Annotated in this window: 22 protein-coding genes; 1 reads left to right on the top strand and 21 read right to left on the bottom strand. The window is 49.2% G+C overall.

Features of this window, described 5'->3' with window-relative positions:
- Window positions 1-38 precede the first annotated feature (38 nt).
- The 11 genes from ytxJ to PAEVO_RS06055 all read right to left on the bottom strand — a co-directional run bounded on the left by ytxJ (window position 39) and on the right by PAEVO_RS06055 (window position 13,282).
- A complete protein-coding gene (gene ytxJ, locus PAEVO_RS06105; RefSeq protein WP_100536749.1) occupies window positions 39-377 on the bottom strand; it encodes a bacillithiol system redox-active protein YtxJ in 339 nt (112 codons plus the stop codon).
- A gap of 96 nt (window positions 378-473) precedes the next feature.
- The gene (locus tag PAEVO_RS06100) at window positions 474-2,096 is read right to left on the bottom strand and encodes a histidine kinase N-terminal 7TM domain-containing diguanylate cyclase (protein ID WP_100536748.1); all 1,623 of its coding nucleotides are present in this window, start codon (window positions 2,094-2,096) and stop codon (window positions 474-476) included.
- A gap of 395 nt (window positions 2,097-2,491) precedes the next feature.
- A complete protein-coding gene (locus PAEVO_RS06095) occupies window positions 2,492-3,223 on the bottom strand; it encodes a class I SAM-dependent methyltransferase (protein ID WP_100536747.1) in 732 nt (243 codons plus the stop codon).
- A gap of 81 nt (window positions 3,224-3,304) precedes the next feature.
- Window positions 3,305-4,192 carry a YwqG family protein gene (locus tag PAEVO_RS06090; RefSeq protein ID WP_100536746.1) on the bottom strand — a complete coding sequence of 296 codons (888 nt, stop codon included), beginning with the start codon at window positions 4,190-4,192 and terminating at the stop codon, window positions 3,305-3,307.
- A 73-nt stretch (window positions 4,193-4,265) separates the two neighbouring features.
- Window positions 4,266-4,718 carry a hypothetical protein gene (locus PAEVO_RS06085; protein ID WP_100536745.1) on the bottom strand — a complete coding sequence of 151 codons (453 nt, stop codon included), beginning with the start codon at window positions 4,716-4,718 and terminating at the stop codon, window positions 4,266-4,268.
- Window positions 4,719-5,027: 309 nt separating this feature from the next.
- Window positions 5,028-6,167, bottom strand: a complete 1,140-nt coding sequence (locus PAEVO_RS06080) for a hypothetical protein (protein WP_100536744.1) — start codon at window positions 6,165-6,167, stop codon at window positions 5,028-5,030.
- The gene (locus PAEVO_RS06075) at window positions 6,164-7,621 is read right to left on the bottom strand and encodes a sensor histidine kinase (protein ID WP_100536743.1); all 1,458 of its coding nucleotides are present in this window, start codon (window positions 7,619-7,621) and stop codon (window positions 6,164-6,166) included. The genes PAEVO_RS06080 and PAEVO_RS06075 overlap by 4 nt, the downstream gene beginning before the upstream one ends.
- Window positions 7,622-7,624: 3 nt before the next feature.
- Window positions 7,625-8,323, bottom strand: coding sequence for a response regulator transcription factor (locus tag PAEVO_RS06070; RefSeq protein WP_100536742.1), 699 nt, complete (start codon window positions 8,321-8,323; stop codon window positions 7,625-7,627).
- A gap of 93 nt (window positions 8,324-8,416) precedes the next feature.
- Entirely contained in the window at window positions 8,417-9,844 is a 1,428-nt protein-coding gene (locus tag PAEVO_RS06065) for an N-acetylmuramoyl-L-alanine amidase (protein WP_100536741.1), read from the bottom strand.
- 304 nt (window positions 9,845-10,148) lie between these two features.
- On the bottom strand, window positions 10,149-12,437 hold the full coding sequence (gene metE / locus PAEVO_RS06060) for a 5-methyltetrahydropteroyltriglutamate--homocysteine S-methyltransferase (RefSeq protein WP_100536740.1): 2,289 nt from the start codon (window positions 12,435-12,437) through the stop codon (window positions 10,149-10,151).
- A 263-nt stretch (window positions 12,438-12,700) separates the two neighbouring features.
- On the bottom strand, window positions 12,701-13,282 hold the full coding sequence (locus PAEVO_RS06055) for a biliverdin-producing heme oxygenase (protein WP_100536739.1): 582 nt from the start codon (window positions 13,280-13,282) through the stop codon (window positions 12,701-12,703).
- 297 nt (window positions 13,283-13,579) lie between these two features.
- Between PAEVO_RS06055 and PAEVO_RS06050 the strand changes: the two genes are divergently transcribed.
- Complete coding sequence (locus tag PAEVO_RS06050; RefSeq protein ID WP_100536738.1) at window positions 13,580-14,272, top strand: aspartate/glutamate racemase family protein; 693 nt, start codon at window positions 13,580-13,582, stop codon at window positions 14,270-14,272.
- A 96-nt stretch (window positions 14,273-14,368) separates the two neighbouring features.
- On the opposite strand, the gene PAEVO_RS06045 is transcribed toward PAEVO_RS06050, so the two are convergent.
- The 10 genes from PAEVO_RS06045 to PAEVO_RS06000 form a co-directional block, all read right to left on the bottom strand.
- Window positions 14,369-15,025: a GAP family protein gene (locus PAEVO_RS06045; RefSeq protein WP_100536737.1), complete on the bottom strand. Its 657-nt coding sequence runs from the start codon at window positions 15,023-15,025 to the stop codon at window positions 14,369-14,371.
- Window positions 15,022-15,801, bottom strand: coding sequence for a MerR family transcriptional regulator (locus PAEVO_RS06040; RefSeq protein WP_100536736.1), 780 nt, complete (start codon window positions 15,799-15,801; stop codon window positions 15,022-15,024). The genes PAEVO_RS06045 and PAEVO_RS06040 overlap by 4 nt, the downstream gene beginning before the upstream one ends.
- Before the next feature lie 160 nt (window positions 15,802-15,961).
- Window positions 15,962-17,056, bottom strand: a complete 1,095-nt coding sequence (locus tag PAEVO_RS06035; RefSeq protein ID WP_100536735.1) for a GerAB/ArcD/ProY family transporter — start codon at window positions 17,054-17,056, stop codon at window positions 15,962-15,964.
- A 21-nt stretch (window positions 17,057-17,077) separates the two neighbouring features.
- Complete coding sequence (locus PAEVO_RS06030) at window positions 17,078-17,299, bottom strand: hypothetical protein (RefSeq protein WP_100536734.1); 222 nt, start codon at window positions 17,297-17,299, stop codon at window positions 17,078-17,080.
- Complete coding sequence (locus tag PAEVO_RS06025; protein ID WP_100536733.1) at window positions 17,296-18,504, bottom strand: Ger(x)C family spore germination protein; 1,209 nt, start codon at window positions 18,502-18,504, stop codon at window positions 17,296-17,298. Before PAEVO_RS06025 ends, PAEVO_RS06030 begins: the two co-directional genes overlap by 4 nt.
- A gap of 57 nt (window positions 18,505-18,561) precedes the next feature.
- Entirely contained in the window at window positions 18,562-20,034 is a 1,473-nt protein-coding gene (locus PAEVO_RS06020; RefSeq protein ID WP_100536732.1) for a spore germination protein, read from the bottom strand.
- Window positions 20,035-20,281: 247 nt separating this feature from the next.
- Window positions 20,282-20,953 (bottom strand): bifunctional 2-keto-4-hydroxyglutarate aldolase/2-keto-3-deoxy-6-phosphogluconate aldolase, encoded by a 672-nt coding sequence (locus tag PAEVO_RS06015; protein ID WP_100536731.1) that lies wholly within the window; start codon window positions 20,951-20,953, stop codon window positions 20,282-20,284.
- Between the two features lie 26 nt (window positions 20,954-20,979).
- A complete protein-coding gene (locus PAEVO_RS06010; RefSeq protein ID WP_100536730.1) occupies window positions 20,980-22,641 on the bottom strand; it encodes a hypothetical protein in 1,662 nt (553 codons plus the stop codon).
- Window positions 22,642-22,885: 244 nt separating this feature from the next.
- Complete coding sequence (locus PAEVO_RS06005; RefSeq protein ID WP_100536729.1) at window positions 22,886-24,745, bottom strand: glycoside hydrolase family 35 protein; 1,860 nt, start codon at window positions 24,743-24,745, stop codon at window positions 22,886-22,888.
- 37 nt (window positions 24,746-24,782) lie between these two features.
- A complete protein-coding gene (locus tag PAEVO_RS06000; RefSeq protein ID WP_100536728.1) occupies window positions 24,783-26,042 on the bottom strand; it encodes an alpha-L-fucosidase in 1,260 nt (419 codons plus the stop codon).
- Window positions 26,043-26,101: the final 59 nt, after the last annotated feature.

The following is a 26,101-nucleotide window of genomic DNA, read 5'->3' as shown; positions in this document are numbered from 1 at the left end:
TGATCACCTTGCTTTCAGGAGACATGCAGGTTAATTGTTCAGTCCAGAACCGCTGTGATGTGCGCAGACGTAACCGCCCAATGTGAAGCCGTCCAGTACTTCGCTTGGTCCTTCACATAAATAATTTGCGGCGATTCATGCTTTACGTTCAAATCCTCGGCGATTTTATTGGAAATCGGACGGGATTCGATGACTTTTACCAATGTATAATCCACATTGCCGTTTGGCGCCTTTTTCAAATAAGATTCATACTCTGCCAAAGCATTGGAGCTAACCGGGCATGTCGTGCTATGCTTCAGAATGACTTGACCGCGTTCGGAAGATTTTTTCAGAATATGATCCCATTCTTCTAGTGTTGTGATTTCATTCCATTGCATATGATTTTCTCCCCTTAGATGTGATTTATCGCATTGCATTCATTATACAACCAATAGCTATTATACACATAGATTCCGCTATTTCATATTTATAGATTAACACTCTTCATCCGACACTCGAATTGTATTACGCCCGGAGTGTTTAGCTTCGTATAATGCACGATCCGCAAGTTTCAATAATCTCTTAAGCTCTGCATCCCACTTTACTTCTTCTGCATCCACTTCAATCGTGCTGTTATAGAAGCTTGCCCCTATCGATGCGATGCCAAAGCTGGCTGTAATGAACAGGGGTCCTTGCGGCGTAGCCATCGGTTGTGTTCTTAATTCTGCACGAATACGCTGTGCCGCGGCTTCAGCTTCTGTCGTCGTCCGACCCGGCATGGCAATGACGAACTCTTCGCCGCCATAACGCGCGAACAGATCCTCTGACCGCAGAGACTGTCGCGATAACTCGACAATGTGCAGTAAAGCCTGATCGCCCATATCGTGGCCGTAGACGTCATTAATTCGTTTAAAGTGATCGATATCGAACAGCAGGATGGCCATAGGTTCACGAGAGCGAACAGCCTGGCTTAAAAGTGTGCAACTGAGCTTCATGAAGTGCGCACGGTTATAGATGCGTGTCAAGCCATCATAGTAGGCTCCCTGCCGCAATTCCTCCTGAAGACGTGTCCTTTCGGTTACGTCAATGAGGACAATCAATCTTCCAACCTCCCGTCCTCCCTGATTGCGCACAACGGAAGACCTGATCTGATAGTTGAACGATTGGTCCCCTAATTGCCACCGCATTTCCTGGATGTCCGACTCTCCAGCATCCCATCCTTCCCGTTGCTCCATCCCGAAGATGGGCTCGGTCGTATGAAGATGCCACAATTCAAGCAGCGGCCCTCCAATGGCGGAAGGGCTCAGTTCCGGCATCATAACTGCCGCAGCCGGATTAAAGTCAACCAAACGGTTGTCCAGATCCAATACGAGGACGCCTTCCCGCATGCTCGAAAAGAGATTATCCCTCGCAATCGGCGCCACATGAAACAAACCCTTGGATGTCAGTGCCCAGAGATAAAGGGCCGAGGTCAACGTCATGATGACGGGAATCGGATCCATCCCATCTGGCGTAAGTCCGCCAAGATAAAGAAAATCGCCTATAAGGGGCAGAACAAGACCGATCAGCATCGTATTCAGTTGAAACCGGTAGGACGGCATCTTATGCCAGCTCCGCAGCAGTAGAATAACGCCTCCGATCATGCAAGCGAAGGTATAGGCGCCCTGAATGATGTACCATGGGCCGGCAACCACGTCTACTTTCAGACTGGAAATGCCTGAGTGGAGTCCGATGTCGCGATAGTATAAATGATGCATTTCGTTTGTCATGACGAGCAGCATGGTTACGACTGGAATAGCAAACATCCCAATCAGCAGAGGACGTCTCAGATATCGTTCCATACCAAGATAGGACAGAATGATCAGCAGATTAAGGGGGGGCAGAAATGGCATGCCCAAATATTCAAACTTGATCCAAAATTGAATCTCATGAAGCGAATTGCTGGACAATTCCAGTGCAGCGCCGAAAGTATAGATCGATGCCAGCATACTGAAGACGAAGAAGGGTTTGACCATAGCAAGTTTCGAACGCCCCGACAGCGCGTAAAGACCCATGATGATGTTCAATACGCCTGCCGTGACAATTAGCGTAATCATAGCGGAGTAAGGTGTTCCCATGTTGTAGGCTCCAAGTCTGCATGTGGTTAACCGGTCATCTCAACCGATCGAATCTTTAAACCGATGTTACCACAGTGCCCCTATCGGAACAATGTTCCATCTGTTGGAAGCTTCATCCTCCCAATAGGAAAACGGTTCGTTCCCGTATCAGTACCATGCCTCGATTGCAGTCATGCGTGAATATCATGTCTTAGCCTGGACCGGCAGGTTTGTTATCCCCTGCTCTTCCGAGCATTTAATGCCGAAATGAAAGCAAAAAGAACCGCGATGTTCGCAGTTCCCCTTTTTGCGGATGTTAGTTGGTTTGGTTGGAGTTGGTTCAATCCCGTACTATTCTTCCATGTCTCCTTATGCATAACGTTTTACAACGCCATTTGTTGATGGAATCCATTATATTATTTTGATTTCCGTGCCTTCACGATCAAGAAATGAGGATTTGTCATTAATCGCTCATACCATTTTGCCATCCAGGCCCCCGCCTCTGGCTTGTCCTTATGCTCTAAGCTAGGCTGCGGCTCAACAATCTCTTCTATGCTGAAACAGGAGGAAGTCACGTTGATGATTTCTTGCATCGGCCTTCTATAAAAAACAACCTCGACGGGCCCGGATTCCGGTTTGTTCCAAACTTCCCTCAATAGCGCTCGGGCGAAGTAGTCCTGCCGTTCAACCAGTTTATAATCCATAAAGGGATGATGAACGGAGAAGATCAAGCTGCCTCCGGGTTTCAGCACCCGCTGGAATTCGCGAAAGGTTGGCATCCACTCCTCAATATAATGAAGCGTCAATGAACTTACGATGTAATCAAAAGCTTCATCTGCAAATGGCAGGGCCTCGGTCAGATCGCATTCAACGATGGTCGCTTCACTGCCCACTCGCCTTTTGCAGGCTTCAATCATCGACGGACTCAGATCGATCGCCGTCACCCGAGCCCCGCGTTTAATTAATTGCTCTGTGTACCACCCAGCGGCGCATCCGGCGTCAAGCACGGACATCTGCTCCATCTCTTGTGGCAGCATCCGGAGCATGGCCGGCCTCTCGTAAAAGGCATTGTGCCCGCTCTGCGAATCCACATGCCGTTCGTAGTCTCCAGCCAGCTTGTCGTATGCCTTCAAAACCTTCTCCTTCATGGCTTCATAACCTCCATATGTACCTGCTGAATTCCTACCCATTGCTGCGCCTTATAATCGCACTAACTCGTTTGATTACGATCAGCTTGAGTACAGGGAACAATACGTGCGCTCGAAATTCTTGGCCAGCAGATCTTCTTTTCGAATGAAAAATTGCAGTTCTCCCGCATCCCACCAGCAAAAACCGACATCGTCGTCCGAATCGACAGCCAGCAGAAGCACCGTATCCTGAATTTCCTGCTGCGCGCGTTCCGCGCTGCCGCCGCAATGCTTGGTAATCTGCTGCATGGCTGCATCCATAGAGTAATTGTACTCCGAACCGGTTAAGAGCATTAATGCAGCCTCAAACTCACAATCGCCGTGCTGGGTCGAAGGATAGCCAAAGATGGTCCCGAGGTCGCCGGAATTTAGACCCGTCAATTGAAAGCACAGGTCCTCGTATGATTCAAAATCGTGCTCCTCATCCTCGATAACCTCATCATCCACATAAGCATAATTAGGAGGCTCAAGCGTGGCTCTGGCTTCCATACGGTAGCCGGTAAACACCTCATCTAACGCGGTTTCCTCGGGCGCGCGGCGGCGGACCGCTGCCGAACTCTGACCCTCGGGAAGATAGAGCACACGGTGCTCAAGGTTATAGGCGGGTTCATCCACGCCAACGAAGAAATACAGCATTCCGCTTGTCGGGAGCGAGCTAGTGGCGTCCTGAGCTGCTACATCCTTCAACTGCAGCTGTGCCAGAAACGTCATTGGTGTTCCCTCCGAATTGAGCGGCCACTCCACCTCTTGGGGAAGATCCGGGTCACCGCCAAACCGAGAGTTGTTTGACTCGGCATAGTCCTCCAGCTTCTTTTTGGATAATCGTACGCCTTGCCGCGTATGCTCGATTAAATAGTCTGCGGCATGTTCGAATTGATGCTCCTTGATGATATTCTGCATTTTGCTCAAATTTTGTTCGGTTAGCTTCATCGTCCGGTTCCTCATCTTTTCATGAATTTTATTCTGCCATGATTGCGAAATTGCCCTAGTCTGAAGTCCCCTGTTATTCTTCCTCAAAGAGATCTTCAATGATCGACTTGTCATAGCCATTGGTGATCCTGTAACTCCAAGTATATTTGTTATGTATGCCTCTATTCGGAGAGATTCGGATGATATCCGGTTCCGTATAATGTATTTGAAAGGGCTTGTATTCAACATTAATCCAGATCCAGTACTCCGTCCCCCTTGGGTAATTGTCCGTCCTCCATAACTTCGCGTCGGAGAAGCTATTCATGATGCGCTCGATGGTTGCCGGATCGGTAATTTTTAGTCGCTCCTCATCGTACGAACTGCCCCTCTTCTCAATGGTTATATGATCTATCTTCTGTATGTCATGGATCTGATCGCCCATCAACTCCTTGTAGGTCGTTCTGGATTGAACCAATGAAAAGACCAATCCCGACAATATGATCAACGCCACGATTGTAAAAAAAATTCGCCATGACCTGTCACTCATCGTGATACCGCCTTGAAACCCTTTAGGTTACGGGTTATCTCATTCACTTTTTTCATATCCCCCTCCACTTATGCATGTTAATGGCACGGCACTCTCATCATATAAACCCCATCAGCCAAGGTTTGGTTGCGGGATAATTTAACATCTATTGGTTTGATCTGTCAATCCTCTCTTTGAAAGAATACCGAATCTCTAACTTGACATGATTGTCCTCTGGAATCCATGAAAAAGCGGCAGACCGAACGCCTATCGTTCAATCTGCCGCATCGCGGAGAATCGCTATGGGTGGTGGAAGATACCTCAGCCCTTTTACTTGAGTTCGATTATAAATGGCTGTTGATCCGAGGGTTCGATCGCAACAGGCCCCTGCTGTTTGGAATAATTTTTGCGGCCATTCACGAGCAGCCGGCGATGGTCCGGACTCCAATACATCTTAGAAGGGATAACCCCATGATAGATGGGTTCTGCGCTCAGTATATTTTTTCCTTGAAGCTTACCTGCATAAATGGTATCTTCCCCGTTCTGGGAATAGGCGACATACTTGCGATCCAGCGAGAACTCGAAGCTATCCACCTTCTCCAACAGAATGGACAGCTCGTGATTTCTGCGGTCATACACATAGAGGGTTCCCTCCGTTCCTAAGAATACAAATTGGTCATTGTTTAACCATGCGGCCTGGTCTGTGCCGATTTCATGCTCATACTGAACATCAATCCCGTTTCCGTTGACGGCTCCCAAAGCTATTCGACGACGGTGACCGTATTCATCCAGAATGATTAGCGCCATCTTCCCGTCATCGGAGACCATTACCTTCATGGGGAGACTTTCCGTTTCAAGACCTTTTAGCCTATAAACTCGTGCCGCTTCCGTTTCCGTGTCATAAATCCCGATGCTCGACTGCCTGGTGTCTGATTCCATGACAATATAACTTACGAATCGGCTGTTGTCGGACCAAGCCGGTTCCTCAAACCCTAGCTGCTGATTGGCATCTGTCGTCGCCACAAGGCTTTCCTCCTCCCCACTCGGGTACGCAATCAATTGCAGTACAACGCCCTCATCCGTTTTGGCAATTCCCGAAACAAATTTTCCATTGGGCGACATTTGATAGGAAAGCTTATTCATTTGTACCTCAAACAAATGGTCAGCGCGATCGTATGGGGGTGAAAAACGCTCCAAGATCAATTTCGCCTCGTCTGCTGCCCCGGTTTCATATAAAAGACCGATCACCGACTCCGATGATGACCAGCCGAGCAATACACCTTCACCCCTGGATTCTGGCATTCGATAAATCGTCTTCACTTGGAATGGCCGGCTTCCCTCAACCACGGCTTGATCCGTTTCCGTGCCGGGGATGATGACGGTCTCTGATTGCAGTCCGCTTGCACAGCCGGTCAGTAAAATCAAGGCAAGAGCATAGCATAAATTAAACCGTTTATATCGATATCTCATTGGACAGCCCCCGCCTTTACATAAGGAATCTCCACATAGACGACAGTATGAAACTTCTCGCTGACGATACGGATGGTTCCGTCGTGATCATCGACGATGGACTTAACGATACTGAGTCCCAAACCGACGCTGCCCTCTTCCTTCTGCTTCAGGCTCACCGAGTAGAATGGCTGAAAGACGTTTGCAAGCTGGTCCGCCGGTATGGGTTCTCCGGGATTATCGAAGGTATAACGGACGCTTCCGTCTGCACGCTCAGCCTTGACGGTAATTTCCGATTGGGCGGCACTATATTTGATGGCATTATCCAGAAGATTGATAAAGAGCTGGCGCAGCCGGTTAGGCTGGCCAAGCACGAAGGCTCCCTCTTCCGCCTCGCAAACGATGCTCTTTTTATACCGCTTGGCCCGAAATGACATCGAGTCGCATACATCGCGCAGAATAGCCCCTGAATCTACAAGCTCCATATCCTTATCGCCAGCGTTATGCTGCGACACCTCCAGCAGTTTCAGCACCATGCTATGCAGCCGTCGGCTCTCTTCAACGATGTGATTCATACCTTTATCGAAGAACTCCCGATCGTTATCCCCTTTTTCCCGAATGATTTCGGCATAACCAAGTATGGACGTCAGCGGTGTTTTAAGTTCATGAGTCACATTGTCAAAAAAACGCTTCTCCTGCTCGTTAAGGGCCTTCAGACGATCCCGATCACGCTCGATCATGGAAATCTGGCTTCCGATCCGGTCAATCATGTCATTGAAGTTCAGGGCCAGTTCGCCAATCTCATCTCTGCGCCGGAACGGGATTCGAACATCGAGATTCCCGTTCTTCACTTCCGTGGATGCACGGGTGAGCTTTACTAATGGAACGGTGATATGCCTGGATAGCATATACGAGAACAGGAACGCTGCCCCGAATATGGCAAGCGCGATGTAGAAAATAATGTCCATGATGCGCCCGCTTTGATCATAGAGCAGGGTAAAGTCTTTGGTAAATCTTAAGATGCCGACCTTGACACCATCGATGATAACCGGGTATGAGTATAGAACGGTCCCGCTGTTCCGGCCATAAGTGATGGTATAAGCTGTTTTACCCTCGATGGCTTGCCGCAGATCCTCGTCGGATGACCCGGAGAACTCTTGCTCATCCGATGAGAATAATAACTTGCCGTCTACGGTGTACGCACTAACATCGCTTGACGTAGCATGCTTCAAATCATTCACCATCTCTTCGGCCATCTGTCCGAAATAAAGCTTATTGTTCGTGAAGTGGTTGATAAGAAATGCTTGCCTTACATATACGTTGCTGTTGTTTTTGAGCCCGACCAGATCGGAAGTCACGATTTTCTGATTGCTTGTCCGAATGATCTCCTTGACAGTTTGATTGAGTACGAGGAACGACAGACTGAAGATCACAAAAAAACCAACAATAAACTTGGCTCTGATGGTCCGGATCATCTCTTATTCCGCCTGTTTCTCGAATTTATAGCCGATGCCGAATACGGTTGTGATCAAATCGCCGGCATCCAGTTTTTTGCGGAGCCTTTGAATATGCGTATCCACGGTCCGGGTATCCCCCATGAAGTCATAACCCCAGACTAAATCCAGCAGTTCCGAGCGGGTATAGATCTTCCCCCGATGGCCGTACATGGTCATGAGCAGGTCGAATTCCTTCGGCGTAAGGTCAACCGGTCTTCCGTCTTTCTTGACCAGCCGCTCTTCCATTACAATTTCGATGCCCCTAAAGCGGATCACGGCTTCCGGCGTTCCTTCCCTATCCCCTTGGTTCGCCTGATCCAGTCGTCGGAGGATCGTGCGAATTCGGGCGACAACCTCCCGTAGATCGAAGGGCTTCGTAATATAGTCATCGGCACCAAATTCAAGCCCGAGGACTTTATCTGTAATGTCGGACTTTGCCGTGATCATGAATATGGGGATGTTATAGTCCGTTGTTACTCTTTTGCATATATCGAGTCCGCTCTGATCGGGCAGCATCCAATCCAGCAGGAGCAGATCGGGATGAAATGACTCAAGCTCCCTTAAGCCCGCAGCTCCGCTGGCCGCAATACGGGTTTCGAAACCCTCCATATGGAGACCATAGGCAAGCAAATCGGCAATCGGTCCCTCATCTTCGATAATGAGAATTTTAGTTTTTTTCATGAAGTCTCCATTCTTTTTCCATAACGCCTATTTGATGAATCGATTTTAGCATATACGGTTTGCAAATGATAAGTCTAATCCGTTACAGGCTTATTAAGACTGCGATTCGGGCAAATGCAGCAGATCCGGGACCGTGACGAACGAGTAGCCTTGATCTTTCAGATCCGGTATGAACAGTTGGAGTGCCTCCAGCGTGTTGGCAAGATGGTTCTTACCATTTGCGGTATGCTGAAGAATGATGCCTCCTGGCTTCAACTGCTCGTCAATGGTCCTGATGATCTCCTGCGCGGGCGCCCCCGACCAATCCATCGTATCCACGGACCAATTCACGATCGCTAAATCCATATTTTGTATAGCTTCCACTTTGTCCTCATCCAAAGCGCCATAAGGCGGCCTAAACAAGGATGGACGATAGCCGATAATGTCGTTCAGTTCATCCTGCGTATTCTTCACCTGATTTAGCGCTTCCTCCATCGATATTTCGGTAAAGTTTGGATGTGACCAGGAATGATTTCCTATCGCGTGCCCCTCCTCTGCAATCCGACGCACAGTCTCAGGATGGGCCTCAGCCCGGTTTCCCAGAATAAAAAAGGTAGCTTTAATATCGTTTTCTTTCAGGATATCAAGAATTTTAGGCGTAACCATGGCATCCGGTCCATCATCGAATGTAAGTGCGACCTGTTTACCGTCCTGTGCTGATCCATTAAAATACACCTTTTTCTCCCCGCTTTGAGAAGTGCCCAATGATTTTTCTTCATCTGAACCATCCTTCGCTTGCTGCTCAAGGGAAAGTTCCTGCGCTCCCGCAAAATAGTCCTTGAGCCCTTCAACAATGGCTTCAGCCGCCAGCTCTTGTCCTTCATTACTTAACAGGAATCGCTCATCCTCACCATTGGTAAGATACCCGACTTCGATAAGCACTGCCGGCATTATCGGCGTTGAAAGCACTTTTAATTGCTCTTCCTTTATACCGCGATCACGAAGGTCGATCGCCCTCACCAAATGCTTCTGCAGGGTTTCGGCCAAAGGAATGCTATCCGCGTGCCGGTATAGGGTTTCAGTACCCGATGTCATAGGATCGGTATAAGTGTTGCCATGAATGGACACCATGGCATCCGCATTCCAATCATTCGCGATCGCTGCCCGTTCATCCAATTCAATGAAACGGTCATCCGTTCGTGTCAATAGAGGCTCAAACATAGGATCCTCCTCAAGGAGGGCAGCAACCCGTCCGGCGAGGGACAGGTTGAACGCCTTCTCATATGCGCCGCTGACTCCTGTAGCTCCAGGATCCTTTCCCCCGTGGCCTGGATCGATGACGATCCGAAATATCTCTTGATGATGGGGCACGGTAGGAAGCGTCTTAAAGGAATCCGCAAGTTTGGCCGATGATGCCGGTACCAGCTCCATAGTAGATGCACCTGTGTTTACTACCATTTTGAAGCCGACAATAGACATGATGGCAATCAGTAGAATATAGAATAGGATGACAAATTTTTTGCGTTTCTTGTAATATTTCATGGCTCCTCCTTCTGGGTGATCGTGCTAGATACGATTCCATAAGAAGAATATAATCGCCGGATGTGACAACGATTTTACCAAGTTGTCAACAACTTGTGTCCGATACTGTACTATAGATACAAACAAGAGTATTTTCATAGATTCATGACGAGGCAAAACTACCGCGCAGAAAAAAAGCCGCACGTGTGCGGCTTTCTCGAAATCATACACTTTTAAATTTATAAACCCGTTGCGACGTGTCTCCTCCCTGATTCTCCAATGACAGATCGACGTCAATCGTACAGGCAGAAGGCTTGTGTCAACGTTACACGTTCAGCGAATAGGACGACCGAGCGATCTCCGTGGCTTGGACCATGTTACGGAGAGATGCGACCGTTTCTTCCTTACCGCGTGTTTTGAGACCGCAGTCCGGGTTGATCCAGAACAGCTTCGGATCCAGGACCCGCAGTGCACGCTCGATCATACTTGTCATCTCTTCCACACGAGGTACCCGTGGACTATGGATATCATACACGCCAAGTCCAATTCCTAATCTGTAGGTATTGACTTCGAAGCTATGGATCAGTTCGCCATGACTGCGCGAAGTTTCAATCGAGATGACATCGGCATCCATCGCCTCAATCGAATCGATCATGTCATGGAACTCGCAATAACACATATGCGTATGAATTTGCGTGGTCGGCTGAACCGTGCATGTAGTCATACGGAAGGCTTTAACAGCCCATGCAAGATACTCCGCTTGGTCTTCCTCCTTCAGCGGCAGCCCTTCGCGGACCGCAGGCTCATCCACCTGAATCATTCCGATGCCCGCCTGCTCCAGCGCCTCTACTTCCTGTCTTAAGGCATAGGCCAGTTGATAAGCAATCTGTTCCCGCGAGATGTCTTCGCGGACGAACGACCAGTTCATGATCGTAATCGGGCCGGTAAGCATCCCTTTCACGGGCCGGTTAGTCTTCGATTGTGCATATTTCGTTTCCTTCACCGTCATCGGTTTCTCGAATGCCACATCCCCGAAGATCACGGGCGGTTTCACGCAGCGTGAGCCGTAAGACTGAACCCATCCAAACTGAGTGAAGGCAAAGCCCCGAAGCTTCTCTCCGAAAAATTCAACCATGTCCGTTCTCTCGAACTCGCCGTGCACAAGCACATCCAGGCCGATCTCTTCCTGCAGCTTGATCCAAACATCGATTTGCTCCTGAATGAATCGCTCATACTGCTCATGATTCCATTCTCCCTTACGCCACGCCTGGCGTGCCTTGCGCACCTCGGCTGACTGAGGGAAGCTGCCGATCGTCGTGGTCGGAAGAATAGGCAGCTTCCACTTATTCTGTTGAGCGACATGACGCTCTGCGAACGGCAGACTGCGAGCCGGATTCTGAGCACTAATCTCGGCAACTGTCTGCTGAATGTCATGTCGATTGCGCTCTTCGGATTGTTTAAGTGCCTGAAGCGCAGCCTCGCATTCCTCCAGTTCCTTGGAGATTCGGGCTGTGCCTGTAGAGATTGCTTTTGTCAAAAGTACCAGTTCATTCAGCTTCTCGTCGGCAAAGGCGAGCGCCCCTTTTAGTTCAGGCTGCAGTTTCGTTTCATTGTTCACCGTCACTGGAACATGCAGCAAGCTGCACGAGGATTGAACGATCAACCGTTCAGCGGCTACGTATGTCGTCAGCTCTTCCAATTGCGACAGCTTCTCGCGAAGCGACGCCTTCCAGATGCCCCGTCCGTCGATCATACCGGCGCCCAACACTTTATTCGGAGGAAACCCTGACTGTTTAATGGCTTGCACATTGCCCTGGTAACCATGCACCAGGTCAAGTCCGATGCCGCTAACCGGAAGCTGAATGATATCCTGATAGTTTTCTACGGATTCAAAATAGGTTTGCAGCATGATGTTTAGGCCAGGCGCCGAAGTCGCAAACGTTTCATAGATGGTTGTTAAGCGCTTCAGATCGGCTTCGCTTAATTTCGTTACCAGGATCGGCTCGTCGATCTGTACCCATTGAACGCCTTCTTGAGTGAGCTCCTGAAGGATCTGAACGTACAGCGGCAGTAATTTATCAAGCCAGGCATCCGTTTCCGAGGCTTGGTAGCCTTTGGACAACTTCAGGAAAGTGAGCGGACCGACAATAACCGGCTTGCCTTCTATCCCGAGTTTCTCCTTGGCCTCTCGATAAGCTGCCAGCGGTCTGTTCTCCGTCAAAACTGGAGCCGCCCCATCCAATTCTGGTACGATATAGTGGTAATTGGTGTTAAACCACTTGGTCATTTCACTTGCTGTAGCGTCCTTCGTTCCGCGAGCTATACCATAATATACTGACAATGGCACAACACCGCCCTCGTAAGCGAAGCGCTTCGGTACGATACCGAACATCGTCGCGGTGTCCAGAACATGATCGTAATAACTAAAATCATTGACGGCGATCAAATCAATTCCGCTCTCCTGCTGCTTGCGTAAATGATTCAACCGAATCTCCTGCAGCTGCTTGTGAAACTCCGATTCTTCGAGCTTGCCCGCCCAGAATGCTTCCAGGGCTTTTTTCCATTCCCGATCAGCGCCAATACGCGGATATCCCAGTACACTGCTCTTTGCCATCTATGTAACACTCCTATACAAATTGTTACAAGAAAGATATCACGTATTGATCGGTATAGTGTAACTCATATAAGCTATATCTAGTTATAGCCTACGGCTATAGCTAGACAGGAGTATATGTAAGCTTGTTTCACGCCAATAAAAAAAACGTGATATGGACACGTTTTTTTTCATAAAAGTGTTTCTATGGCTATTAAAGGCGATTTAAGTCAATCACATGCGATTAAATCACGAATGATGGAGTCCGTTCGCAAAAATTAGTCCTATTCTCTGATCCAAGCATCCAATAAACGGAAAGTTTCTATAGCCGAGTTAATAACCACGTCCGAATCCTCCGTGGCATTGGAAAGCAGTACTTCCCGGAATTCGGTCCATCTTAACTTGGTCTCTTGACCATATGCATAAAAATAACGGCTGCCCGACTCGGGGCCCAGTGGCAAGAACTTCATCAGCTGTTTCGTAATAACTTGGCCACCAAGTGTAGATCCCTCCAAAACGTACAAATACCCCAATATTTGCGCACGGGTTCTCAGCTCGGGCAATCGGCTGCACGGCGGCAAATGTGTAATCTCATCAGGAGTCATTCCCAGATGGATAAGATCATCTTCCAATAGCTTCGACTTCATCCGAATCCCCATATCCAATCCCATATGGTTCAGGGCTTCATCTTCCATAAGCTGCTCTTCGACTGGTTTAATGAATCCGTAAAACTTTGCTAAATAAGACCGATATTGATCAATGGTCAGGGTCTGATCGAATGCAGCTTTGGCGTATGGATTCTGTTCGATTCGTTCATGCTGCGCTGCCGTCTCTTCTCGTAACCGTTCTAAAATCCGTGTGCTCATGGATAACCCCCTCAATGTTTCGAGCTGTAATGCCAGGACAAGCACATCTGTTGCAAACCGCGAGTTTTAGGTGTCGGTCCGTCGATGAACCCTGCGATTAATATATCATAACGAGAATAATATGAATACTTAGCAGGCTTAACGGTAGCCTGGTGATCCTTTCTAGACCAGAAACTCAAACTCTACCTTGCAGTCTCTCGGATGCGAACACCATGGATCGGATACGGAGATAGCATTTGTTATGCATGTTGAAACACCCTATAATGGGTTTACTTAGGATCGCAAAGGAGCTTATCTATGAAGACGATTGGACTTATCGGGGGAATGAGCTGGGAATCCTCCATTGAATACTACAGAATCATAAATGAGCAGGTGAGATGCCGCTTGGGCGGCTTCCACTCGGCCAAATGCCTTATGTACAGCGTGAATTTCGAAGAGATTGAACGCTATCAATCTGAGGGGAACTGGAAAAAAGCCGGTGAAACATTGGGCGAAGTTGCGCTTTCTTTAGAAAAGGGCGGCGCCGATTTTGTTGTGATATGTTCGAATACGATGCACATGGTACTAGAGGATATCGAAGAAAAAATAAATATCCCTGTGCTGCACATTGCCGATGCCACGGCAAATCAAATCCGTGAACAGGGAATTCGCACAGTAGGCTTGCTTGGAACCAAATATACGATGGAGCAGAATTTTTACAAGCACAGATTAGAATCTACTCATATCAAAGTGCTTATTCCCAATGAACAAGATCGAGAGATCGTAAATAAAGTGATATATGAGGAGTTATGTCTCGGTAACATCCAATCGGATTCAAAAGCTTACTATAAAGAGGTTATTGAACGGCTGATTCAAGATGGAGCCGAAGGAATTATTCTAGGCTGTACGGAGATCGGATTATTAATTAAACCCGAGGATTCCAAAGTTCCTCTGTTTGATACAACCTTCATACATGCCATTGAAGCTGTTCGTACATCGTTGGAAGGCTGACTCTTCATGGGCTGACCTTCCCGATTTCGAGGGAGGGCGCCGATGCTTCTCGGCCCTCTCTCATCCAGCGAGTTCTTCATTCAAAATCGGATTTCTTTACAAGTTATCCATGCTGTTCAGCAACAAGATCAGCCCGGCGATGCACAGCACCCATGACAGAATCGATCCGGAGCTCTTGGCGATTCTCAGGCGCAGCTTCTCCAGCGGACGCTGCATCATGCGGCCTAATACGAGGTGTAAACCGAGCAAAATGAATGGAGGCAGCACCATCACGATATTGTATGCTGCCAGGATGGGCATCCATTGAACTGTAGTTAACTGCGCCTTAGTCATGAGTCCGATGGCCGCAAAATACGGAAGGGCTGTTGCTACCTCCAGCAGGGAGGTCGTGAAACCAAGCCCGATCATGGCCCCGAAGCTGTTGGATCTTGGACGGCGCGGCTCGGACGATTTTTTTGTTGGGATAAAGAAGCTGGCAACAAACAGGACTCCGCCGATCACGGCCATGACCCAGCTGACCGTTCGATTCTGAAAGATGCCGGTTACGGATTGCAGAACAGCATCCAAGCCCAGCATAAGCGCTGCTCCAACAAGGAAGTAGAAACCCGCTACTGTGAATAAATAAATGAATAAACGCGGGATTAACCGGTCCCGTTCGGTCAAGAGCAAATACACCGTTACGCCAAGCGTGGCTGGACTCAGCATGTCCAAGAGTGATAAGGCTCCAAAGGAGAGCAGAAGTTCCAGCGTCAAGTAGTCTCCCCCTCTTCAACTTGTTTTTTATCCTTTCGCAATACATAAATTTCAAAAGCCTGTTCCATGAATTGAAGAAGTTCATCCTCGATGGGATATAACCCCATCTGCTCCGACTGTGCCCGGGATTTACGGATTTCCCACAGCTTATCTACGAAGGGATCTTCATCTTCAAATACCTCCAGTCGTTTCTCATCCATCCGACGTACAATTCGTTGTACATCCGGTGAGTCGGGTCCGTCCTGCATCCGCCGTTTGAGCTGCCCCAACAGCGCAATCCACTCGAGAGAGTCGGGATCGGTGCTGTTCATATTGGGAAGCAGACTAAACAACTCTACTTCGCGCTTCTCAAACATTTGTTGCCTTAATGAATGCTTTAACGAGGGGTCTCTTCCGGAGAGGTGTATTAATTTCTGAATAACATCCCAGCTTGTCTCACCTTCCACCGCGATGCTATGAAGCACAGCCCGCAGCGCCGATTCCATCTGGTTCAGCTTTTTTTGTTCGTTCAACACGAAGTCCAACTGATTCATCAAACTGGTGGACCAGTTCCATTCCGGATTTGAAATCATATCCGATATTTCTTGCAAACTGAAGCCCAGCTTTTTTAGAAACTGTATTTGCTGCAGCTTCTTTAATTCATCATCACTGTATATACGATGTTTGCCCGGTGTTTTGGCGGCAGGAATCAGCAAGCCTATCTGGTCATAATAGCGCAGCGTTCTTACCGTAATCCCCGTCTGTTTGGATAATTCTTGAATGGGAATCGACTTCATCACCTGCTTTCTTAATCGTCTTTGATACTTTCAGTATATAAGATGACGTTACGTCACTTTCAAGCTTTTTAACAAAAAAATAGTGCATTTGTGGGATTCGATGCAGCCGGCACAAAAAAAAGCCCGAGGTATCGGGCATGGTTCTAATACAATCTGAAATTCACTTCGATTTGAGAATTTTCGTTCTGGTTAACCCGATCAGATAAAGACCCATGGGAATCACCAACAAGTGGAGAAGGGCGTAACTCGACCACACATTCTGAATGATATCAGCAACATAAACGGTGTTGATGTATGTATTCCAGGCCACGATGATAAACAGCACGGACAACGGATAGATCAGCGGATTTTGTTCCTTCAGTCGGAACACGGTCTTCATTCCTTGAAGAATGGAAAGATACAATAGAGAGATCTTGATAAAAAAAGTCAGGATCCAAAGCGTAATCAATATGCCTTCAACACGTTGAAAGAAGTTTCCTAGGTTAATCGTCTTCGCGAGTGCAAATGCCGGAAACGTGCTATTCTCCGTCTGTTCAATTCCCAGAATCAGCACACTGAGCAGGACGATGATGCTCAGCACGAATCCGCCTGCAGCAGCTCCCCCCATCCATGCCCTCTCCCCTTTTTTCTCCCCCTTGACCAGAGGCAGGAACACCATCAGCACAATCAGTTCCTGAAACATGGAGGCATGATATCCGGCCTTGGCAACAGGCATCCAGCCTTCCTCAAGCATAGGTTTGATATGGTTCCAACCGATCTGGGGAGTGAGCGAGAGGACAAGAACCATAAACAGAAATACAATCCACGGAAACATTAATTCACCGACACGGGCCAAAAGAATGATGCCCATCCTTGCACACATGACGGCCGCTATCAAAAACAAGATTTGAATGGCTTCGATCGGCGTCTCCGGCATCATTTCGCTGCTCAGAAAAAACCCCAAGTTACCGAGCAATGTGCCCGTAAGAATTAAAAAGTAAAATAGATAAATCAGCGAGAGGATCTTTCCCAGCAGCTTCCCGAGCACCTTCTCATGGATCTCGAAGATCGTTTGGCCTGGATAGACACGCGCGATGGCAATGTACAGCCCAACCATAAGGAGATTGATGAAGATACTGAAGAGGGAGGCCATCCACGCATCTTCCCGTGCGGTATGTGCTAACCCGGAGGGGGTAACCAGGATCGAGGTTCCGATGGTCAAGCCGAAAGTCAGTATAAAAAATTGTCGTGCGGCGATATCCTTGTATTTGATCACGTGTTACCATACCCTTCTTCATTATGAGATTAACCTGTTCAGCGGCTGCATCAAGGCGCGGATCCAGTCCAGCGGCCTTAAATAAGGGACCTCCATCATATCCCCGAACAAGGCCAGCAAGGTTACTCCCCATACCGCATAGAACACGATCGTGTCCCTAAGGGAGCGCAGCTTCATAAGATGCCGGGTTTCCGTAATGAATACGATGGATAGGAACAATATGAATAACCAATGCCAATTCACGGCTCATCCACCTTTTGGTTTAAGGGTTGTATGATGGATCCGATCCGGCGGATCGCTACATCGGTATCCACGCGGATCCTCATCGTTTTAAAGGTTTCTCCCCAATGATTCCGGTATTTTTTCCAAATGTCCGGATATTTTCGGTGCAGGACCTCGCCGAATCCAAAAACATCGGATCCATAACGCTGCTGCACCAGCCCGATGTGCTTCCGAATGTTGGTGCTGTATTTATCCTCGATATCCTTCTCTAATTCGTCTATGACAGCTGGTTGACTGATATCAATCGGACATTGAACGGCATTCACGTCGGCCTCGACCTCCAGTTCGGCTGAAAATTCGGGAATCCCCTCCACATTGAGCGTAACATCAAGCGTTGTGTCTGCCCGGTTCACCGCGAACCCGACAATGCCGCCATCCGGACACGAAATATATCCCGCTGTATTGTCGACTTTATTGAGGACATAATTGACGGCCTTGCTGGGCGGTTCCCCCAGCCATCCTACAAGCCGGTCCCCTTTAAACACGCCGAGGCCCGTATGTTGAAGAAGCGTTGAGGGATTGATTTCCTTCACATTCTCCATAGACTGTCCTTCGGCTAAACTGCCGTTTAATTGGACACCGGATAATACAGGATCTGAGCCGCTGCGTTTTAACTCCGTCACAAACTGCTGCAAGGTGACTTTCCCCGTCGCTGCCCATTTTTTTTCCGATATCAGAATGGAGGAATAGAGCGAGTTCGCCGGAACATACTCAAATGGCGTAACGACCTCCAGGATCTCCGCGGCCTTTCCGTTCTTCGCAACGAGCATGAAGAAATCCGTTCGAAGCTCATGATTTCGGGAGATATAATCGAGGACATCGCTGACCCCTGTCCGGGCCATCTCTTCGCCAAATACCAACACGCGAACGTGGGACAGATACAGTCTCCGAGGTGCCATGCTTAACATGCGCTGAAGGGCGTCGGGGATGGTTTTGCCGACTGACTTATAGGTGACGACCGGAAGACTCCCCATCGATCCGCCTTTTTTGGAGCCCGCCTCTGCGGAATTGAGCACTTGAGCAGAAATGGCATACCCATTCTCATGCGTATCAATTCCAAGTGCCATGACGACGGCAAGCTCATTCAATTCTTTTCTGCTCCAGCATCCAGGTGTTACGGCCAGGCTTAATATGAGCAGGACTGAAAGTATTTTTCTTTCCAACATACATAACCAGTCCCATCTATATGAAATAGAGAACTCAAGTCATAGCTAATTGACGGCTCATGTCTTGGATTTGGTTAAATATTTCTTCATGCTATGACGCGACATTCGCAGCAAAGCATCCTTTTGACTTCGCCAATGTAAAGGCGCAAAAGTAGACATATAAGGAACCCCCATGGACTGCAGGCTGCATAGATGAAGGCCAATCATAATCATGCCGATAATCATCCCGTACAATCCAAACGACGCTGCTATTCCCATTAGTCCAAATCGCAATATCCGCACCGAGATTCCAATATTGAAGGATGGCAGCGCAAAATTGGCAATCGCTGTCATGGACACAACGATAACCATCGCAGCCGATACGAGACCCGCTTCGACAGCGGCCTGCCCAATAACCAAAGTGCCAACGATGGAAACGGATTGGCCAATCGATTTAGGCAAGCGAATGCCGGCCTCACGCAGAATCTCGAACGTGATCTCCATGATCAGCGCTTCGATAAATGCGGGAAAGGGCACCCCTTCCCGCTGGCCGATTAAGCTGGTCAGCAAGTTGGTCGGCAGCATTTCCTGATGAAACGTGGTAATCGCAATATATAATGAGGGTGTAAGAAGCGCTATTCCGAAGCAAAAGTATCGAAGAAGTCGAACAAGGCTGGCGAAATCCCATCGCTGGTAATAGTCCTCACTCGATTGAAACAGTTGAACGAACAGCGCCGGAACCACCAGCACAAATGGCGTTCCTTCCACAAAAATCGCAATTCGTCCTTCCAGCAAAGCGGATGCAATGACGTCAGGCCGCTCTGAATTATATACCGTCGGAAAAGGGCTGTACCGATGATCCTGAATCATCTCCTCGATATAATTGCTCTCAAGGACGCTGTCCAGCTTGATTCCATCCAATCTTCTGCGCAGCTCATCAAGGACATCGATATCATATAATCCATCCACGTACATCACCGCCACTAGCGTATTGGTGTGCTCGCCTACCGTTCTTTCTTCAATACGAAGCTTAGGGCTTTGAATTCTTCGCCGGACTAGAGCCGTATTCTCGCGGAGTGATTCGGTAAAACCTTCCCTCGGCCCTCTTACTACGGATTGTGAGCTGGCTTCCTCAACTCCGCGCTGCTTCAGCGCTTCAGTACCAACGTACAGTGAGGTTGATGTTCCATCCATGAAAATGATTGTATTCCCGGACAACAATTTCCCTTCCACTTCTTGAAAGGTGTTGGCTTCTCCCACTTTCCCCATTGTGATCGTGAGTTCTTTGAGCATGTTCATGCGTACTTCCGGTGACTGGTTTGGAAATTCAATAAATAGAGGTAAATCTGCATGAATCGCTTCGATTAGCAAGCGGGGATCTCCCATCCCTTCAATATAGACCATCACAGTAGGGATAGCGCCCAAGGTCAACTCCCGGTAGATGATATCTCCGCTCTGCCCGAATCGATTCTTCATATTTTCGATAAATTCCGCTATGGAAACCGGCAATTTTTCTTGTGAAACATGATTGCGCGTGGTTTTATTCGTCATGTAAACGACTCCTCGTTTTTCCCTCATGGCCAGCTTTGCCTTACAAGGAATTCAATGACCTTCATTTATCTTTTCCTCTACTGTTCCCGCAGCTGGATATTATATACTTTTTATACGGACTACTGATTTTCATTCGATATTCAGAATGAACTTTTAAATAACAAATAACGCCTACCGAAGACTCGGGGAGTCCGCAGCAGGCGTTATCTGATCGAAATTTTCTACCACTTTAAAGTATTGTTAATTGTTAATGCGTCTGCCCTTTTGCCTGCAGATACGCTCGCTTGTATTCGGCCGCTTTTTGGGCAATCAAGCCGTAGTCCTGCCGCTTCAAAGCTTCGCTTGTCAGATCGGAGCCAATTCCGACGGCTATCGCCCCGGCCTTGACCCATTCGCCAAGGTTGTCGAGTGAGACACCACCGGTCGGCATGATATTCGCCTGCGGCAGCGGACCCTTGATCGCCTTGATCATGGATGGATCATACAGGTTGCCAGGGAACAGCTTGACAATGTCCGCCCCCAGTTCCAGTGCTTCCTGGATTTCCTTGATTGTCATTACCCCCGGCATGACCGGAATCCGATAGCGGTTGCACAACATCACGGTATCCCTGCTCAGGCACGGCCCAACAACAAACTGGGCACCGCTCAATATCGCAGCACGTGCTGTTTCCGGATCAAGCACTGTACCTACCCCAATGATGGCGTAGGAGGAAGGGTCTTGGGCGTTCCATGAATATTTACGCGATAGCGTTTCAATAGCCCGGAGCGCAAACGGTACGGTCATCGTCACCTCAATCACTTTGATGCCGCCGGCAATCGCCTGCTCGGCCATCTCCACAACCTGCTCCGGCGTATCGCCGCGCAGGACGGCGACCACGCCTTCTTCCGCAATTTTTTGAATCAGCTGCAGTTTCTTCATCTTAACTCCTCTTTTCTATTCGATAACTACACAGAATACAATTCAAACGTACACTCCGCTCCATTTATCGTTCTCGCTGAGCTGCCTGAAGCCATAACCTTCAGATGTAGCCGATCCTCGGTCATCCATCCTGTATACACAACCTCATGCCCGCCGTCTGTTTTGAATTCCGGTCTGTGTTCGGACATCCGCCGCGCAAACGCCGCTAGCTGTCCGATGCCCCTGTGCTCCGCTTCTTGAACGGACACCGCCTCTACGGTAAGACCGATTCCTGCTCCCTGACAAACAACCAAATGATAGCCGGACTGTTCCCTAATATCATAAATAGTCCCGTCACTCAAATGAACGGCAAAATAAACATCATCTACTTTGCCGTACAAAGCTTCTGCCTCATACAACCATTCCCCTTCCGGTAGAACGCCAACAACTTCTCCGCCCCCATCATCAGCTGATTCCGGCAGCGGATAAACCGCAAGCACCACATTTTTGTGGTACAGCACCTCCATCCACTCGCTTTGGTGACGGGGATCGCTTCCAGAAGGATCATATCCCTCTCCCGGGTGAAAAAAATACAGCTGATTGGCCTTGCCGCCGGTGCGGACAGGGAGGCTGAACATCCAGCGCAGCTGCTCGTTGTCGAACTCACGAACCCGCTCCCACAATCCGCCCGCCGCAAAATATGCCGTCACATAAGCATAAGAGTGCAGCTGCCTCATCTCGCCGTCAACCGATTTCATCATAGCCTTGCGCACTTCCGTCGGTTCGCCTCGATTGAGGGCTAGGCGCCGTTTAGCTTCCGGCGCTTCGTGGAACAGAAAACCGGCATACTCCGTGCGCGGCATCTCCTCCGGGAGGCTGAAATCACCGAACTGCACATAGTCGTGAAGCACATTGGCATCCCTCGGCGCATCATGCGGCCATTCCCTGGAGCGGGCTCCTACCCAAGCCCCTTTCAAATAATAGGCCGTGCGCAGGCTCCACAGCTCATCCAACAGTTCATTAAGCTCCCGCTTCAATTCCGGCTCATCCGCTAATTCCAGCGCACAGGTGAACGCCTGTGTCCAATGCCAGAACCACGGCAGGCACCCATACTCAGCCATACCTTCCCGGCGGAGCAGACTCAGAGTATCCCGAAGACTTTGTTTTCCGTCTTCCAGAAGTTCCGTATCGCGAAAGAGCTGGCCGAATATTAACTTGGCCGCTGTATATTTAGCCTCATGATGATTGCATACGGTGAGCGGCTTGCGAAAAAAACCTCCGTGGTAGATGTGTTCCAGCGCAGCCTCAAACTCCGCCGCCAAGCTCTCGCTCATCTCACTTTCAAACTTACGATGGAACAAAACCATCAAGCTCCCCATCAATTCTACCGGCAGCGCATGCGGACTCGCCTCTTCCGGCTTCGGCCCAAGGTTCAGCGGCCAGTGTCCGTACATTGGACTCTTCGCGTCCCTGTTCTGCAGCCGAAGCACACGACCCAGAACCTCCTCTGCCATCCCCTTGCCTTCCTGCCGGTTGAACCGCGGATCATTCTCAAAGTCTACCGAAGCAGCAAACAGATAGGAGGCATAATAGAAGTTATCGCGCACATCCCTATGAAACCACAGCCCGCTGGATTGCAAAGGCTGTCTCCATGCTTGTTCCGCAACGTTCTGGACAATCCGGTTCATTCTATCTTTATAATCGTTCATGTGTTCTCCTTTCCCAATCCGATAGGTAAAGCTGCGTCCCAACATAATGTAAAATTAAAACGAACATAAAGAAACATCATTTGAACCTATATAAACATTAAATACCTAAATGAACAAAAAAGGAAGCTATATTTCAGAACCCATGCCATCATTTATCTTATTTGCAGCAAAAACCCAACCAGAGAGCTTCTCTGGCCGGGCTCGTTGAACTTGGTGAACCGTACGATATCGGTGTCTTTATGGACTATTTGTCTTCTCCGTCCTGTACGAAATTGAGCACAGCTTCGTCCACCGCCGCGGTCTGTCCAAGGTCCGGTTGATCCGACAGTTCTACTTCGCAAGATTCGGGACGGCCATGCAGTTCGAAAAGAACCAGTTCGTTGTTCCCTTTACGCAATAAAGGGCCGGGAATATACAATGCCTTTTGCGGCCCCGCCTTCCAGTACCGGCCGAGATTGAAGCCATTGATCCAGGCAACCCCCTTAGTCCAGCCATCAAAGCGAAGAAACGTATCGCCGATGTCCTCCACCTCAAAGCAGCCGCGGTAAAATCCTGGCAGGCCCGCGTTTACTGACTCCGGCATGGACAGCTCTTCTTGCTCCGCCCGCCCTTCATCCATAACCGGTTTAAAAGAGAGTGAAGCCAGCATTTCTGGCTCCAGCGGCAGGGTCCGGATCGTCCAATCATACAGGAACTGGTTATCGATTCTCACACCTTCCGTGATTCCCTTGGGATCACGGATAAGCGGCCCATAATTGATCCGGCCCATGTTTTCGACGAGAATATCCAGCCTTGCTCCGTTTGCGGGAACGGTAATATCGAGCGGCTCTGAATTCCAACGTTCAATCACGCCGAGCGGCCGACCGTCCAGAAATACCTGGGCACGATCTCGGACCTCCTGGATATGCAGCTGCTGTCCTTGACGCGGTCCCTGAAGAAAGGTGCTGTACAATATAAAGCCATAGGACTGTCCGAATTTTTCCATCGGCTGGATGCATACGCTTTTTATCGGTTCTGAGAGATGCTGTAGATTGGCTTCCGTAAATAGACCGGCCATTTCAGACAAAGCAACCTTTCCGTAGGCTGCCTTAGGAACGGTCTCCGGGAAGACACCACCTGGCGCAAAACCATGCTTGCTGAGGACCGACCGTACCGCCTCATATTTCTCTGTCTTATCCCCCCATTCCGTCAAAGGGGCATCATAATCATAACTTGTCGTTGTTGGCTCATATGCCTGGATGTGATTCGCTCCACTGTAAAAGCCGAAGTTGGTTCCACCATGGAACATATACATATTGATCGAGGAGCCCTTCTGGAGCATTTCATCCAGTACGCCGGCGACATCCGCCGCATCCCGCACATGATGGTCCTCCATCCAGTGATCAAACCAGCCGTTCCAGAATTCCATGACCATCAGCGGCTCTTCCGTTCGATATTCCCGGTATTTGCGGAAGGATTCTTCTACCCTGGAACCGAAATTCACAGTCGCATGCACATCGTCAAGTGACCCGCCTAGCAGCATTTCGTCGGTTGGCCCGTCGGAGGTAAAGAGAAGCACATCAACGACCCGCCGGACCAGCCCTGCGCGCAAATACTCCAGATAGGCGTGATCGTTGCCATAACTACCGTATTCATTTTCGACCTGCACGGCCAGAATCGGCCCGCCGTTTGTGGACAGCAGAGGAACCAGTCTCGGGATCAGCTCATCGTAATAATGATCCACCTTGCTCAAATAGAGCGGGTCACTGCAACGAAGCTGGACTTCTCCATAACCTAGCAGCCAACCCGGCAAACCTCCAAATTCCCACTCCGCACAGATAAACGGGCTTGGTCTGACAATAACGTGCAGGTCTAATTTCCCGGCTAATTCGATAAACGATACGACGTCGGCCATACCGCTAAAGTTAAATTTCCCTTCTTTGGGTTCGTGCACATTCCAGGCGATATATGTTTCAACGGTATTAAAGCCGCAGGCCTTTAATTTTAATAGCCTGTCCTCCCAATATTCAGGAACGACACGGAAATAGTGAATCGCTCCCGATATAATCCGGTACGGCTGCCGGTTCAACAAGTATTGTCCGTTCTCCCAAGTGAGCATTCCCATTACAGATCCCCTCCACCTCATGTTTAAAACCCCAAATTTATTGCCCGCAGCGATAAACCGCTATATTTTTGATTTTCGGACTTGCTGCATATTGCAGTACCCGTAAACGCACCTTGTCGGCAGATACTGGAGAGAACGCATCGATTTTTTTGTGACCGATCGCGCTGCCGCGTGTAAGCTCAAGCCACTCTCCATCGATGAGGGCTTCCAGCACATATTGACTTACCCGTTCTCCGTAAGCAATGTCCTCCATGACAACAACATGATCGATCACGCATGCTCCAGGAAGGGGGAACTCAACGACCTCACCCGATCCCGAGCTTTCAGCCAGGGCATGTCCAAACCGACGCTCGATCTCTCTGCCAAATGCCAGAAGCCGCTTTACATCGGCTTCCGGGAGCAGCCCTCGATGGTCTGGAGCGACATTGAGCAGCAAGGTCGCCCCATGTCCGACCGATCGATAATAGATTTCCATTAACTGATCAACGGACAACAACAAGTGTTCTTCGTCTGGATGCCAGAACCAGCGGTCTTTGCGAATGGGAACATCACATTCCGCAGGTACCCAGCCGGGCGTCTCCGGCAGCCACTTCAGCGATTCTTCGCTGAACATGCTGCCCCGCGAAGAATCGGCCGTGTTCCAGCAAGGATACGGAGCTACACCATCCTCATTGCCGACCCAACGGATCGTCGGCGCGCCCATATTAAACACCATGGCGCTGGGCTGATACCTTTTAACGAGATCCATGATTCGGGGCCAGTCATATTCGCGGCCTTCCGACCCCGCACCGTCAAACCATATTTCCACCAGCGGACCATAGCCGGTTAAGAGCTCCTCCAATTGTTTGCAGTAAAAGTCATCATATTTCTGCGGGTCGGCATAACATGGCTCATGCCTGTCCCAAGGGGATACATAAATACCGAATCCGATCCCCTCTTCCCGGCAAGCATCTGCGCATTCTTTTACCACATCGCCCAGCCCATCCTTCCACGGGCTCGAGGCTACGGAGTAATCCGTTGTCACCGTCGGCCACAGGCAAAAGCCGTCATGGTGCTTGGCCGTCAATATGAAATAACGGAATCCCGCTTCCTTCGCGGATCGGACCCACTGTTTGGCATCCAGGCGGTCTGGATTAAACAAAGCCGGAGCATCCCTCCCTTCCCCCCATTCCTGGTCACAGAACGTATTGATTCCAAAATGGCAGAACATCCCGAGCTCCATGTCCTGCCAGACTAGCTGCTCTGGGGTCGGCAAAGCCGCAAGATCATCCGTATGCTGCTTCAAATCATCATTCATCTGTATTCACTCCCTCACATGAGTTTTGCTTCAGTATGAAACTTAGATCCAATAGATTA

The sequence above is a fragment of the Paenibacillus sp. GM2FR genome (assembly GCF_002803325.1).
Lineage (GTDB): Bacteria > Bacillota > Bacilli > Paenibacillales > Paenibacillaceae > Paenibacillus_AQ > Paenibacillus_AQ lautus.
The sequence above is the reverse complement of the archived record's forward strand: the minus strand, read 5'-3'. Positions and strand labels throughout refer to the sequence as shown.